Source organism: Planococcus donghaensis (assembly GCF_001687665.2).
GTDB lineage: Bacteria > Bacillota > Bacilli > Bacillales_A > Planococcaceae > Planococcus > Planococcus donghaensis.
In genome coordinates, this window is sequence record NZ_CP016543.2 from 1,970,629 (window position 1) to 1,985,461 (window position 14,833).

Annotated in this window: 18 protein-coding genes; all 18 read right to left on the reverse strand. The window is 39.5% G+C overall.

Features of this window, described 5'->3' with window-relative positions; translation table 11 throughout:
* Positions 1 to 2 precede the first annotated feature (2 nt).
* A complete protein-coding gene (locus BCM40_RS09920) occupies positions 3 to 779 on the reverse strand; it encodes a heptaprenyl diphosphate synthase component 1 (RefSeq protein ID WP_065526054.1) in 777 nt (258 codons plus the stop codon).
* A 76-nt stretch (positions 780 to 855) separates the two neighbouring features.
* Entirely contained in the window at positions 856 to 1,077 is a 222-nt protein-coding gene (mtrB, locus tag BCM40_RS09925; RefSeq protein ID WP_006829861.1) for a trp RNA-binding attenuation protein MtrB, read from the reverse strand.
* A gap of 21 nt (positions 1,078 to 1,098) precedes the next feature.
* Positions 1,099 to 1,683 carry a GTP cyclohydrolase I FolE gene (gene folE / locus BCM40_RS09930; RefSeq protein ID WP_083394511.1) on the reverse strand — a complete coding sequence of 195 codons (585 nt, stop codon included), beginning with the start codon at positions 1,681 to 1,683 and terminating at the stop codon, positions 1,099 to 1,101.
* A gap of 514 nt (positions 1,684 to 2,197) precedes the next feature.
* Entirely contained in the window at positions 2,198 to 2,470 is a 273-nt protein-coding gene (locus BCM40_RS09935; protein ID WP_006829858.1) for an HU family DNA-binding protein, read from the reverse strand.
* 173 nt (positions 2,471 to 2,643) lie between these two features.
* Positions 2,644 to 3,354, reverse strand: a complete 711-nt coding sequence (locus BCM40_RS09940) for a hypothetical protein (RefSeq protein ID WP_065527691.1) — start codon at positions 3,352 to 3,354, stop codon at positions 2,644 to 2,646.
* Between the two features lie 10 nt (positions 3,355 to 3,364).
* Positions 3,365 to 3,568, reverse strand: a complete 204-nt coding sequence (locus tag BCM40_RS09945) for a DUF2768 domain-containing protein (RefSeq protein ID WP_008431005.1) — start codon at positions 3,566 to 3,568, stop codon at positions 3,365 to 3,367.
* Positions 3,569 to 3,655: 87 nt separating this feature from the next.
* Positions 3,656 to 4,675, reverse strand: a complete 1,020-nt coding sequence (locus tag BCM40_RS09950) for an NAD(P)H-dependent glycerol-3-phosphate dehydrogenase (protein WP_065526053.1) — start codon at positions 4,673 to 4,675, stop codon at positions 3,656 to 3,658.
* Between the two features lie 20 nt (positions 4,676 to 4,695).
* Positions 4,696 to 6,006: a ribosome biogenesis GTPase Der gene (der, locus tag BCM40_RS09955; protein WP_065526052.1), complete on the reverse strand. Its 1,311-nt coding sequence runs from the start codon at positions 6,004 to 6,006 to the stop codon at positions 4,696 to 4,698.
* 93 nt (positions 6,007 to 6,099) lie between these two features.
* Complete coding sequence (gene fni, locus BCM40_RS09960) at positions 6,100 to 7,134, reverse strand: type 2 isopentenyl-diphosphate Delta-isomerase (RefSeq protein ID WP_272947679.1); 1,035 nt, start codon at positions 7,132 to 7,134, stop codon at positions 6,100 to 6,102.
* Positions 7,135 to 7,156: 22 nt separating this feature from the next.
* Entirely contained in the window at positions 7,157 to 8,302 is a 1,146-nt protein-coding gene (gene rpsA / locus BCM40_RS09965; RefSeq protein WP_065526050.1) for a 30S ribosomal protein S1, read from the reverse strand.
* A 68-nt stretch (positions 8,303 to 8,370) separates the two neighbouring features.
* Positions 8,371 to 8,961: a lysophospholipid acyltransferase family protein gene (locus BCM40_RS09970; protein ID WP_065526049.1), complete on the reverse strand. Its 591-nt coding sequence runs from the start codon at positions 8,959 to 8,961 to the stop codon at positions 8,371 to 8,373.
* Complete coding sequence (gene cmk, locus BCM40_RS09975; RefSeq protein WP_197681391.1) at positions 8,962 to 9,636, reverse strand: (d)CMP kinase; 675 nt, start codon at positions 9,634 to 9,636, stop codon at positions 8,962 to 8,964. It lies immediately after the preceding gene.
* 82 nt (positions 9,637 to 9,718) lie between these two features.
* The gene (gene prsW / locus BCM40_RS09980) at positions 9,719 to 10,408 is read right to left on the reverse strand and encodes a glutamic-type intramembrane protease PrsW (protein ID WP_065526048.1); all 690 of its coding nucleotides are present in this window, start codon (positions 10,406 to 10,408) and stop codon (positions 9,719 to 9,721) included.
* A gap of 81 nt (positions 10,409 to 10,489) precedes the next feature.
* Positions 10,490 to 11,458 (reverse strand): asparaginase, encoded by a 969-nt coding sequence (locus tag BCM40_RS09985; protein ID WP_065526047.1) that lies wholly within the window; start codon positions 11,456 to 11,458, stop codon positions 10,490 to 10,492.
* A 66-nt stretch (positions 11,459 to 11,524) separates the two neighbouring features.
* Entirely contained in the window at positions 11,525 to 12,493 is a 969-nt protein-coding gene (locus BCM40_RS09990) for a YpdA family putative bacillithiol disulfide reductase (RefSeq protein ID WP_065526046.1), read from the reverse strand.
* Between the two features lie 65 nt (positions 12,494 to 12,558).
* Positions 12,559 to 13,320, reverse strand: a complete 762-nt coding sequence (locus BCM40_RS09995) for a metallophosphoesterase (protein WP_065526045.1) — start codon at positions 13,318 to 13,320, stop codon at positions 12,559 to 12,561.
* 65 nt (positions 13,321 to 13,385) lie between these two features.
* Complete coding sequence (locus tag BCM40_RS10000) at positions 13,386 to 14,018, reverse strand: CBS domain-containing protein (protein WP_065526044.1); 633 nt, start codon at positions 14,016 to 14,018, stop codon at positions 13,386 to 13,388.
* Between the two features lie 58 nt (positions 14,019 to 14,076).
* Positions 14,077 to 14,805, reverse strand: a complete 729-nt coding sequence (locus BCM40_RS10005; protein ID WP_065526043.1) for a LysM peptidoglycan-binding domain-containing protein — start codon at positions 14,803 to 14,805, stop codon at positions 14,077 to 14,079.
* Positions 14,806 to 14,833: the final 28 nt, after the last annotated feature.

Below are 14,833 nucleotides of genomic sequence, written 5' to 3' on the forward strand. Positions count from 1 at the left end.
AGTCATCCTTCTCGGGTCAGCTGCTCAGCTCTATGCTGGTGCGGGGTTATTTGATGGAGCAGAAATTGTGCTAATTCATAATCTAGTGCACAATCGGCGATCGACGCCAAAATCTGTTCATGCAGGCTATCCAACTTTTCCGTTAGCCAGTATTTTGTATAATTTTCATGGACAAGCTTTGTGGTTACTTCACGCAGAAAATGCGAATAATGGTTAGATTGCAATCGGTTTAGTTCTTCAGTATAACGAATATAAAGCAGCGCTTGTTTAGCCAACAGTGCATATTCGGTATATCCATAAAATGTATAAAAAGACATTAAAAGCTCGGTTTCAATAACGGAAATGGCACTTTCAATTTCTTCTACCGTTCGAAATTCCTCTTCAAAAAATGATGTTTTGCTTTCACTTACTTTAATAATAGCGGATGCCAATTGCTGGACCATCGCAATGTTTTTAGTGTTCACTAACATTTGATAATAAATCCCGCTATACAAGTCTCCAGCTAACACCGTTAACTGTTGTTCTTTAATAATCGGGGTATCTTCTCTTATTTGATCATGGGCATTTAAAGCCGCATACACGATGGAAACCGTTTTTGCAGAGGCTTCAATATCTGGCGACCAAGTTTTCCCGCTGAAAAAAGGCAATAGTAAAAAAAACAAACGGGACTCTTTGACAGAGGGACCTTCTGTAAATTGATCGAGCGTCCGCTGTCGCACAGCATGTAAGACCTCGATTTCCATTGAGATGATTTTCGATTGTATTTGATGTCCCTTCATACTGCTTGCTCCATTCATGATTTAGCCATACTACATTAGTATATCACAGGCATAGCCTTGCCTTCACCAATATCGTTTATTTTTTAGCTTCGCTTTCAACGATACCATGGGCAGAATGAATCTCCGCTTTGCCACGAATTTTCATAGCTGAAGTGTGTTCAGTAAATTGAGCAATCATCACTTCGCCTTTATCCAATTTTTCAGTATGGTGAAATTTTGTATCGTTCCCTCGAGTCAATCCAATAACGTTTACGCCATCTTCTTGAGCACGGATGATAATATATTCTGTCTGAGCCATCTTCGCACCTACTTTTTAGTTTTAGTTCATATTAATATAAGTAATTACTTCTGAACGCTTAACTGCATCAGTCTCAAGAATTCCTCGTGAAACAGCTGTCACCGTTTTTGCGCCTGGTTTTTTTATGCCTCGCATTGTCATACACATATGTTCTGCTTCAACCATGACATACACACCATGCGGATTTAAGGTTTCCATTAATGATTCGGCAATCGAAGATGTAATACGCTCTTGAAGTTGCGGACGTTTTGAAACCGTTTCTACAGCACGAGCCAATTTACTCAATCCTGTTACCACTCCATCACGAGGAATGTAAGCAATATGAGCTTTGCCAAAAAATGGTACAAGATGATGTTCACACATCGAATAGAACGGGATGTCTTTGACCAGTACTAACTCTTCATGACCTTCATGAAAAACAGTTTTAAAATATTCTTTTGGATCTTCTTTTAATCCGGAGAATACTTCTGCATACATCTTAGCTACCCTTTTCGGTGTATCTTGTAACCCTTCTCGACTTACGTCTTCTCCTACTGCTTCTAAAATCATCGAGACTGCTTGCTCGATTTTATCAAGATCTACTTTTTGTGCTCTCACATCTATCACTCTGCTTCCCCCTGTTGAAGACGAATCGGTTATTTGTTTGGCAGCAAAAGCTGCTCATCTATTTTATAGCAATAAGTACTTTTTTAACAATCTATAACTTCACAAGCCTGTCTTATACCCGCCGGAGCAAAACGACCGCTTCCGCTTTTCTCACTGTCTAGTTTCAGCGGTCTGCCCCTCGGGTCATAAGCCGTTTCGGCTGTACGGCTGAAAAAACGCCGTTTCGCCGATCCGTCTTATGCCTGTCGGAGCAAAACGACCGCTTCCGCTTTTCTCACTGGCTAGCTGCGGGAGCCAGCCCCTCGGGGTCATAAGGCATGCTGACTGTGCGGCTGAAAAAATGCCGCTTCGTCATCTTGCCTTATGCCTGTCGGAGCTGAGACGGCTCCCTCCGCTTTTCTCACATGAATCGTAGCATACGCGCAGGTGTTTCGTAAAATTGTTGGCTCAAAAAAAGGATGACTTTTGCAAGATTGTGTCTCGCAAAAGTCATCCTATGTACAGAGGCTAAAGCTTACTTCACTGCGTCTTTAAGCGCTTTACCTGGCTTAAATGCAGGAACTTTGCTTGCAGCGATCTCGATTTCAGCACCAGTTTGCGGGTTACGTCCTTTGCGGGCCGCGCGTTCGCGTACTTCAAAGTTACCGAATCCGATCAACTGTACTTTTTCACCCTTAGTTAAAGCGTCTTGAATCGTCTCAAATGCAGCGTCAACTGCTTTGGCAGCGTCTTTACGAGAAAGTTCAGCTGCTTCAGCAACAGAGTTCACTAATTCTGTTTTGTTCATGCTATTCACCTCCTCTCAAAGGGGATGCAACCATCAATCCTGTAAAAAGAGTATCACATCGAAAATCGCATAGCAACAACAAACAGCCCACTTTTCCAATAAACACACCAAATGCTAACAAAATTTTCTAAAAAGCAGCTATTTCTATCAAAAACGCGTCAAATCAAGGTTTTTTACTCTGTTAAAAAAATCGGTTCATTTTCTTCGTTTATGGTGTACGGAAGTGAATAAGCTGGCAGAACTGGATAATCTTCATACAAAATAAATCGAATATCTTGTCCTGGTTCTAGCTCCCCTTCATACTCTTGAAGCTCGGTGAAAAGGTCCATTGCATAATCAATATAGACGTCTCCACTTCCCGTAATAACCATCGGCAAGTTTCTACCGCTATAAGGGCTAACAACAGTAGGTTCCTCTGAGAATCCCATTGCTTTATGATTAAATTTATAAACATTATCGGCTAATATTTCGGCGATTGGGGCTTTTCCTCCATTCGCGCTTTTTCGCACATTCACTGATCGAATTGCTTCTGCAGCTTTTAAATCAACCAGTTTCACGGTTGGATTTTCATCCACATCCACTAAGACATATTGAAAAATCCCACCCGTTTCAAATGCATTGGTTGGTATTTCCGCAGTATATGCGGGAACAATTTTCGAAAAATCAATAGGATATTTAATGTATTGGTCTACATCCATATCACGAGTTTTAATCGGAAGCAATCCACCCGTTGCATCTTTGTACTGATTCACAGCATTTTGCACAGTAAGTAATTGGTCTTCATATGGAACTTGATTTTCGGCTCTTTCACTTTGCGGATACCCACAAGCCGCTAAAACCCCAATCGTTAACAACAATAAAAACAGCATTGATATTTTTTTCATTTTTCTCACCTCAAGCGCCGCCTGTTGGTCCGCTGAATACCGTGAATATCATGATGAAAAATCCAAGGATCAGCAATATATATGCAACTAGCGCAAAAATAAATTTTAGAATGCCATTTTGCAATTTGTATCTACTTAAATAGATTAAACCCATTGAAAGTAGTAAAAAAAGAATTCCGGCAAATGATACCCACATTTTGTCTAAAGCACTCATAATTGCCCGCCTTTCGTAGTGTTTCAGTCCATAGTATAGCATAAAAAAAGAAGAGTCTGCTTTAAGCATCCTCTTCTTTTGTGACAATTATAGCAAGTCGACCAAGTCTTCCATTTCGTTCTTTTTCGTGCGTCCCATTAACTTTCCAACTGCGTCGTCTGTCGAAACATTATCAAACAGTACTGAATAAAGAGCAGCAGTAATTGGCATAGGCACATTGTATGCCTCTGATAGCTGATAAGCAGCTTTCGTCGTCCGTATTCCTTCTACTACCATACCCATTTCTTCAAGCACTTCATCTAAGGATTTCCCTTTTCCTAGCATATTGCCTGCACGCCAATTGCGTGAGTGGACACTTGTACATGTCACAATCAAATCGCCCACACCCGTTAAGCCAGAGAACGTTAAAGGTGTTGCTCCCATTTTCACACCAAGACGAGCGATTTCCGCTAGTCCACGTGTCATAATTGCAGCCTTTGCATTGTCACCAAACTCTAGACCGTCTGTAATACCAACAGCTAATGCGATGATGTTTTTTAAGGCTCCACCAATTTCAACACCGATTACATCGGTATTAGTGTAAACGCGGAAATAACTATTCATAAACAGATCCTGAATGCGTACGGCTGCTTCTGTGTTCTCACATGCAGCCGTTACCGTTGTCGGATGTTCTTGAACTACTTCTTCGGCGTGACTTGGACCAGATAAGACAACCACTTCTTCGATCCATTGTTCCGGAATTTCTTCGCGAATCATTTCACTAATCCGTTTTAACGAATCCGGCTCAATGCCTTTAGAAACATGCACAAACAAAACTTTGCGATTGAGATTTTTTTTAATATCTTGACAAACTTCACGAATCGCTTTTGTTGGAACAGCCAATACAAAAATATCACCGTGTGCAACCGCCTGCGACAAATCACTTGTCGCCTTCAGGCTTTCCGGAAGGCGCGTATCTTTTAAATAGCGTTTATTTGTATGCTGGTTGATTTCATCAGCTTGCTCTTGACGATGTGTCCAAAGCAATAAATCATGTCTATTCTGAGCCAATACATAGCTCAGCGCGGTTCCCCAGCTTCCTGCTCCAAATACAGAAACTTTTTCCATAAGCTAAAACCACCTTTACCTTAAGTACGAGCTCTCGTTATAAGACGAAGAGGCGTTCCTTCAAAATCGAAGCTTTCACGAATTCGGTTTTGTAAGAAACGTTCATAACTAAAGTGCATCATTTCTGGATCGTTCACAAAGACAACAAATGTTGGCGGTTTGATAGCCACTTGCGTTGCATAATAAAGACGCAAACGACGCCCTTTATCCGATGGCGCAGGATTCATAGCAACTGCATCTTCGATTACTTCGTTTAAGATACTCGATTGAATACGTCTCGAATGGTTATCGTTTACTTTGTTTACGATTTCTAAAATGTTATGCACGCGTTTACCGCTGATTGCAGAAACAAACATAATTGGTGCATAATCTAAAAACAAGAAATGCTCGCGAATTTTACGCGTCATGACATTCATGGTTTTTTCATCTTTTTCAATGGCATCCCACTTATTGACAATAATAATGACTGCTTTGCCTGCCTCATGAGCGTATCCAGCAATTTTTTTGTCTTGCTCTTGAATACCTTCTTCTGCATTCAAGACCACTAAAACAACGTCTGAGCGTTCAATCGCACGCAAAGCTCGTAATACACTGTATTTTTCAGTTGTTTCATACACTTTTCCTTTTTTACGCATACCAGCAGTATCGATAATCACGTACGGTTGCTCATTGTACTCATATTGCGTATCAATAGCATCGCGCGTTGTTCCGGCTACTTCACTGACAATAACACGCTCTTCTCCTAAAAATGAGTTTACAAGAGAAGATTTACCAACGTTCGGGCGACCAATCAAAGAGAATTTAATGACATTGTCAGGATATTCCTCATCATCGTCTTGTGGGAAGTTTTTAGCAACTTCATCCAATAAATCCCCTAATCCTAAACCATGAGATCCAGAAAGCGGGAAAGGTTCACCCATTCCTAATGTATAGAAATCATAAATCAAGTGACGCATGTCGGGATTGTCGATCTTGTTAACCGCTAAAATAACTGGTTTTTTTGTCTTATATAAAATTTTAGCTACTTGTTCATCTTGATTAGTTACGCCATCACGACCATTTACAAGGAAAATAATGACGTCTGCTTCGTCCATAGCAATTTCTGCTTGTTGACGGATTTGTTCTAGAAACGGTTCGTCGCGAAGATCGATCCCGCCTGTATCTATAATATTGAATTCGTGTGTCAGCCAATCTGCCGAACTGTAAATACGGTCACGCGTCACTCCTGGAATATCTTCCACAATTGAAACCCGTTCTCCTACCACGCGATTGAAAATCGTGGACTTACCAACGTTCGGCCGGCCAACTATTGCTACTACCGGTTTTGACATAATAAATTCATCCTTCCACTTCTGATATGCCTATTATACACGAAAAAGGCGATGTCATCTGTTAAATGTCCATCCCCTTTAAATGTGCAATATTCAGTTTTTCGTTACACATGCGTAAGAAGCTGGATTAAAGCCTCTAGCAGTTAAATATTGGGCCATTTCTCCCGTTATTATTGCAGGACATTTCTGTAATTCCATTAAGTTTTCAGCGCCTAGCGCTGTCATCATCATAGTCAAATCTTCATACAACGAGTGAATATCAGAAATCAGTTGCTTTTCGCCTTCTTGCATTGCGACTTTTAAAAATGAGCCAGCAAGACCTACTGCATCAGCTCCTAGCAAAAATGCCTTAATCATATCTCGAGCATCTTGTATTCCTCCAGAAGCAAGTACAGTTTTATCGAAAACACTCTTTACTTCAACAATTGCTGGTGCTGTCGGAATACCCCAATCTTCAAAATAAGACAATTTTCTTTGACGGCGCTTGTTTTCAATCGAAGCAAAATTGGTTCCACCAAAACCACTGACATCGATTGCCGAAACGTTACAACTACGTAATTTCTCTGCCGTTTCACGCGAAATACCAAACCCGGTTTCTTTTACGATTACCGGAACATTAACGCCCTCTACAATAGCTTGTATACGTTCAAGTGCACCACGAAAATCTCTGTCACCTTCTGGCATCGTTAACTCTTGCACAACATTTAAATGAATTTGCAGCGCATTGGCTCCAATCATTTCGACTGCGTCGTTTGCCTGTTGCACTGTTGCTTCACTTCCTAAGTTACTGAAAAATATGCCATTTGGATGTTCTTTCCTAACCACGGCGTATGATTGCCTCTCATTTGCATCTTTTAATGCCGCCATTTGAGAGCCAACTGCCATAGCCATACCTGTCTCCCGAGCAACTCGAGCTAAAAGACCATTCAGCTGATGAGTATCTTGTCCGCCTCCACCCGTCATTGCATTAATAAAAACAGGTGATTGTAAATTCAAATCACCTGTTTTTGGTTTTATGCAAATATCGGATACCGCAGTATCAGGCAAAGCTTGGTGAACGAAACGAATATCATCGAACATGTTTTTTTTGCTTTGTCCTGTAGCTAAAGCAAATTGTATATGATCCATTTTACGTTCAGCTCTAGACATCTTATTCCGATTTAAAACCTTTAAGTTTATCGCCAATGACGTCACTGATTGAAAAACCAGATGACTCTTCAGGCATATCGTAATTTGAAAAATCTTGCTCGCCTTGCTTTTCTTGCAATTCTTTAATACTTAGAGACAACCGTTTATCAGCTTTATTAACTTCTAAGATTTTCACTTCTACTTTTTCGCCTTCTGTTAATACTTCACTTGGCGTTGCAATATGTTTATGGGCAATTTGCGAAATATGAACTAAGCCTTCAACGCCAGGAAGAACTTCCACAAAAGCACCATAGCTAACTAAGCGCTTAACTGTCCCTGTGTGAACAGATCCTTTTGGCGCTTTTTCATCGATAGCATCCCATGGTCCAGGAAGCGTATCTTTAATCGACAACGAAATCCGTTCTGAATCACGGTCAACAGATAAAACTTTAACAGTCACTTCTTGGCCTTCTGTTACCACGTCAGAAACTTTTTCAACGTGTTCATGCGAGAGCTGAGAAATATGAACAAGTCCATCTACTCCACCGATATCGACAAAAGCACCGAATGAAGCGATACGTTGCACTTTTCCTTTTAACTCATCTCCGGCATGGATTTTGTCCATGACTTGTTCTTTTTGTGATTCTTTTTCTTTCTCAACTACTGCGCGATGAGAAAGGATTAACCGATTATTTTCTTTTTCCATTTCGACGATTTTAAAAGTCAGTTCTTTTCCTTTGTAGTCTTCAAAAGACTCGACAAAATAGTCTTCTACTAGCGATGCTGGAACAAATCCACGTACGCCTAAGTCAACAACTAAGCCGCCTTTAACAACATCTTTTACTTCAGCTTCGATGATTTCACCTGATTCAAACTTGGTTTCCAAATCGTCCCATGCTTGTTCAGCATCCACTTTTCTTTTAGATAAAACAAAATTTTCATCTTCTACTTTAGTAATGATAAGCTCTAACTCATCTCCAACTTCGACTGAATCTGAAGCTTTTTCAATGTGCAAGCTAGATAACTCACTGATTGGAATGATGCCGTCAAATGGCGCTCCTTCAATCGTTACCGTCACTGCTTTTTCTTCAATTTTTGCTACTACCCCTTTAACGCGATCTCCTGTTTGGAAGTCACGGTTTTCCATCTTATTCGTTTCCTCTGACATAAGTAGCCCTCCTTCACAAACTATCCACCTTCTATTTTATTCGAATTCTCTAATAAAAACAAAAATTATCACTTATTACCTGAATAGTCATCTAATATCTTTTGAATGCTCGCCATAATAACTTCAGTTACTTCTTCTGCTGAGGCTTTTCGCTCACGAAAAGGTGCCATTTGGATTGGTTCCCCGTAAACCACTTGTACTTTTCGGAACGCCTTATAGGGCCCGATAATCGCACATGGCATTACATCCGCATTGCCTCTTAGCGCAAAAAAACCTGCTCCGCTAAGACCTTTTTTTAGTATGCCATCAGTTGAACGTGTTCCTTCTGGAAACAATCCAACGACATCGCCATTTTTCAATATTTTTAATGCTGTACGAAGAGCTTCACGATCACTCATGCCACGTTTTACCGGAAAAGCATTTACTTTCGGCAAAATCGATCCAAGAATTGGCGCATTAAACAATTCTTCTTTCGCCATAAAATGAACTGTTCGAGGAGCCGTCATTCCGACAACCGGTGGATCTAAGGCATGGATATGATTGGAGCATAAAAGAATACCGCCATCTTTAGGAAAGTTCTCTTTGCCTATTACTTCAAACCGGTAAAGAGGGCTTAATACTGTTTTTACAAGTCCTTTACCAAATGCGTATAAGTTCATTTACACCAACCTCTCTTCAGCCAATTTCAATATTTCTTGTGCAGCTTGTTCAATGGTTAAAGTTGTTGTATCTAGGTAAATAGCATCTTCAGCTTGACGTAATGGTGCCACTTCACGTTCACTATCCATTTTATCTCGTTTGGCAATTTCGGCTTGAAGCTCTTCAAGAGATGTCAAAATATCTCTTTTTTGATTTTCTACAAATCGTCTTCTTGCTCGTTCTTCAACTGATGCGGACATGAAAACTTTTAATGCCGCGTCTGGAAGGACGTGTGTTCCGATATCCCGACCATCCATCACCACTCCGCGACCTTCAGCCAATTGTTGTTGCAACTCAACCATACGCATACGCACCAATTCATGCGCTGCCATTTCTGATACCGCTTTTGTTACGTTTTGCGAACGAATTGCTTCTGTTACATTTTGTTTATCAAGAAAGACTAACTGGCCATCTTCAGACGGTTGCAAGTCAATTTCAGTTTCCGCTAATAATTTTCCAGCTTCTTCGTTGCTGGCCATATTAATGCCTTTCGCTAAAGCTTTCATAGTAATAGCGCGGTACATAGCACCGGTATCGATGTAAACATAGCCCAGTTTTTCTGCCACAATTTTTGCTATCGTGCTTTTTCCAGCAGCAGCCGGGCCATCGATTGCTATTTGTATCGGTTTTATCAAAATAGTCACCTCATCCTAAGTATTCATCATATTTTAACATAAAAAAAAAGTCTCCATGTGTAAGACTTTTCTTGTATTCACTTTAATCTTCTGATTGTCCTGACGAATTTTGATCGTTATAATGTGACAACGAAAGTTGATGCGCTTGCTTTGCTTTTCGTAGGCCAAACCACCATAAAAAAAGCATGAACGGAATCGCACCGTACACAATATTATCGTATATGTATAAACTCGTGTTATACGAAAGATGAAGAATTACTGAGCTAACAATCGCCCAACAAATCCAGCGTTTCCTTGTGTTACTTTTGCTAAACTTCGCTTTCCCAAAATAATAACCCATTACTACTCCGAAAAGTGCATGACTGGACACGGGCAAAAAAGCACGTAGAAACGCTGTTTGTAAGCCGAATTCTAGTAAATATAATATGTTTTCGATCGTTGCAAACCCGAGAGAAACGCTCACTCCGTACAAAATTCCATCATACGGATCCTCAAAGTCTACGTGGCGATAAACAGCAATTAATAATACTAACCACTTAAAAAATTCTTCAATAACACTAGAAAATACTACATTTTGAATAAAATTATTTGTAAAAACACCTTCAGCCTCAAAGACATATTGAACAAAAAGAATCGGGAATGTTAAAACAGCCCCATATACAAAACTTTGTAAAAGGAGTTTTGACGGTTCGCCAGCAAATTGATCGCGCAAATAAAAATAACTAAAAAGCGCTAGGCCAGGGGCTATTGCTACTGTTAGTAAAATGATCATATGCGTACCCCTTTAGTTGGATTACACTGCATTCTCCTACCCGTGTATTTATTTTTTTCACGCTTTACGCTTATTCTAATTTTATCTTTCAAAAGCATTTGCTTGGATCAAGTTTTGAGTAGACAACAACACTGCAAGCTTAATACGTGCTTTTTTGCTATCATAATCGCTCCCAAGAATTACACCACGCGTTAACAAATCATGAGCGCTGCCTGGATAACTATATGCCGGATACGTATTTCCTTCTTCAGCACTAGTTGTTAAAATGACGGGAATTCCCCGCTTTATCGCTCGATCAATCGAATCTGTCATATGCGGAGAAACTTGTCCTCTACCTGCCGCTTCTAAAATAATGCCTTTTGAAGGTCCAGCCACTAGCTGATCGATCAAAAATCCATCTTGGCCAGAATGACATTTAATAATATCCACACGAGGCAATTCGTTTTTCACTTTATGTACTTCATGTATTACAGGCTTTTGATAAATACGCACCGTATCGTTATCAATAATCCCAAGATAACCGTGCCCAAATGAGTCAAAACCTTGTAAATTACTAGCATGAACTTTTTTAACGTATTTAGCGCTGTAAATACGCTCATTAAATACAACAACAGCTCCAATTCCGCGTAGGTTTGGGTCTACAGCTACGTATATAGAATTCTGCAGGTTAGAGTAAACATCTGTCCCCACTTCTTCTGGAGATCGCTGAGAGCCCGTGATAACAACTGTACGATCATCATCTATCGTTAAATCCAAAAAATAAGCTGTTTCTTCTAATGTATCTGTTCCATGCGTTACAACAACTCCTTCTACTTCAGGGTCTTGTAACTCTTTAAGTACTGCCTGTCTAATCCCCATCATTTGTTCAAAGCCAATATGCATACTCGGCAACTGGAAAACATCCACAACCTTAACTTCGATTTCTTCTGGAAGCTGACATAGCTTAGCTAATTCTTCACCTGAAATTGCTCCTGACTTTAACAGTCCATTTGAGATTTCTCGACTGGCAATTGTTCCCCCAGTTGTAATTAATGACACTTTTTTCTTCATACTCAAATTCCCCCTTTAATCCTTAGATAGTCCATTTATACAGAGGCGATAAAAAAGAAGACACAATTAAACTGTGCCTTCTTTTTTTGCAATAGCTTCCGCAATTTGCTGTCCATGAAAGCGTCCATTTTCAATAAAGATTTCGTTCGCATTATTACCTGCCGCTATAACACCCGCAATGTATAAATCACTTACATTGGTTTCCATCGTTTCCTCATTAAAAGTGGGTCTTCCAGATACAGGATCGATTGAAATGCCCATAGAGGTTAAAAACGTATGATCGGGATGATAACCAATCATTGCAAATACAAATTGATTGGGAATCGTTTCTTTTTGATCATTGACCGTTAACTCAACCGTTTCGTCTTTAATACGATCAACCATTGAATCAAATAACATCGTGATTTCACCTTTTCTAACTAACCCATCAAATTCCGGTAAGATCCACGGTTTAATGCTTTTAGAATAACTTGTTCCATGATAAGACACAGTCACTCTGCTTCCAGCTTTGTGCAAAGCCAATGCCGCGTCTACTGCTGAGTTTTTGCCACCAATCACCAAGACATCTTGATCAAAATAAGGGTGAGCCTCTTTAAAATAATGCATTACTTTTGGTGAATTTGCGCCCTCTACTTCGAGTTTATTCGGTTGATCATAATATCCCGTTGCAGCGACTACGTATTTTGCTTGATATTGTTCTTTTGAGGTCGTGACTTTAAAAAGATTTTCCTTTTCAACCTGTTCTACCGTTTCGAAAGGACGGACTTGAATCCCACTTCTTTTAACAACTTCTCGGTAATATACTAGAGCTTGGTTACGCTTTGGCTTACGACCTTCGACAATAAAAGGAACGTCACCTATCGACAGTTTTTCGCTTGTACTGAAAAAAGTTTGGTGAGTAGGGTAATTGAAAATCGCATTAACAATATTTCCTTTTTCAATTACTATCGTTTTAAGCCCCTTTTTTTGCAATTCAATCGCAGCCGACAATCCGCACGGGCCGCCTCCGATAATAAGAGCATCTACATATTCCATTTAAAACATCTCCTGTATTTAATCCTAATTTAAGCATAAAGGACTCCGTCTCTGTTTGCCAAATTTTATTCATCCACTTTTGTTTCAGGAATGATTGTTAGTAAATGATATTCAGCCGGTGCACCGAGTCTAAGGTGTAATGTCGTAGTACCAAATCCATTTGTAATCAACTCGATTCGATTGTTTTTATATTTTATCGAACCTTTTTTGAACATCCCAAAAGGCCCTATTCGAATTTGACCACCATGAGTGTGACCAGCAAGCAGCAATTGGGCTGAATATGGTCTTTTTATCTTCCAAAAGTCAAAAGGGGTATGTGAAACAAATACTACCGTATCTTGTTCTGTTACTTCGCTAAAAGCGTTTTTTAATCCGTCCGGTTTATATGCAAAATGATCTAGTCCCACCAACCTCAACTGTGGATTATTAAAGAGGGAAACAGATTTATCATCTAACACCACCACATCATGTTGAACAAAAATCTTTCTAAGCGCATCTTCGCTTACTTCTCGGTCATTATTTCCCCAGACAAAATAAACAGGAGCATGAGCGCGCAAATTTTTGATGTTTTCGGCTACTCGTTCAAGAGGCACGCCTTTTTCAACTAGATCTCCTCCGATAACAATGACATCCACTTGGAAATCGATTAACTCCGCTTTTATACGTCTGCGATGAACATCAGCGATAAAAAGTAAATTAAACGGTTTAAATGCTTTGTACGTAGGAAGTTCAATTGTTTTTTGTACTAGTTTTTCTGAAAAGGCATTTCGTCCCATGTGGAGAAGAAGTGCAACTGCCGCCAATCCAATTCGCATTAAATATTTCATGTAGTGTATCCTTTCATAAAAGAAGAAAAAAACATAAGCCAGGCTTATGTTTTTCTTTCATTCTACTATTCGTCTTCTGCAATATCCAATACTCGGAAGCCTGATTTCTCAAGTTCTTTAACAAAACGATTAATATTATCTTTTTTCTCAACCTTTAATACAATACGTCGAACCATTTTATTTGTTTCATCAAAAGTAACTAAGGAAATTACAGATTCTTTGTATTTCTCAATTATTTCTCCTAGTCGACCAATTCGACCTTCTGACTCTACTGAAGTAAAAGTAATTCGGTATCCTGGTTTATCAATCCCAAATGCACTTTGCAATTGGTTAACGATGTCAAAGCGAGTAACAATTCCTAAAAATTGATCATTTTCAACTACTGCAATAATAGGAAAATCATTTAGTTCTACTAATGCTTTTTCGTAAACATCATTTATCGTTAAGTAAACATCTTGGTTAACAATTACATCAGCCACTTTAGTTGTGCTAACAAACTCTTCTTTCGTTTTTCCTGAATAGAAAAATGCACGATAGGCATGATACCAAGTAAAAATTCCTTTGTATTCCGTTCCGTCTACTACAGGTAAAGCATCGATTGTGTGTTTTTCCAACAAATCGAAACCAACTTTTACTGAATCCTCTAATTTCACTGTATAACATTTCTCTCTTTTTACCATTACGCTTTTAACAAACATTCATTCGCCCCACTTTCTACTTTTCAAAACACCCGCATCTAGTTTATCAGGCTCAGGTCTAAGGTAATGTTAAGCTTTGCCCTGGGCTAATGCTATTTGATCCTAAACCATTGGCTTGTTTAATTTTTTCTACAGCCGCAGCTGCTCCTGCTGCCCCGTAATTATTAACAGCGATTCGATATAATGTTTCTCCAGGTTGCACCACATAAGTTTTGCCTGAAGCACTTGGCACTTCTTCTTTTTTATCAGCTTCTTCTTTTGCTTTTGCATCGGCTTCCGCTTTTGCTTTTGCATCCGCTTCTTTTTTAGCTTGAGCATCGGCTTCCGCTTTCGCATCTGCTTCTTCTTTTGCTTTTGCATCCGCTTTTGCTTGTTCATCGGATTTCTCTTTTTCAGCTTTTGCTTCAGCATCTGCTTTTGCTTTTTCAGCTTTTGCTTCAGCATCTGCTTTTGCTTTTTCCGCTTCTGCCTTTTCTTTTTCTTCTTTTTCGGCAGCAGCAATGGCAGCACTAGAAGGCTGGGAATTCATTTCGAAACTCACTTCATTTTCTGTAGGTTTGGCTGTCAATGAATCGTCGGGTTCAAAAAAGAAAGCTACATAAATCAACAAAGAAACTGGTATTAATATAAAGATAAAAAATAACGCAGGCATCAAAAGACTTTTGCTTTTTTTAGCTTTAGGCTTTTGGGCTTGTCTTTGAGCTGCTCTAGACAACGCTGATTTATCGTCTACTGAAATTTCTTGCCGATTCTTCTCAATCGACTCATGATAACTATGATTCCCCATACATGACTACCCCTATCTGTACTAATAT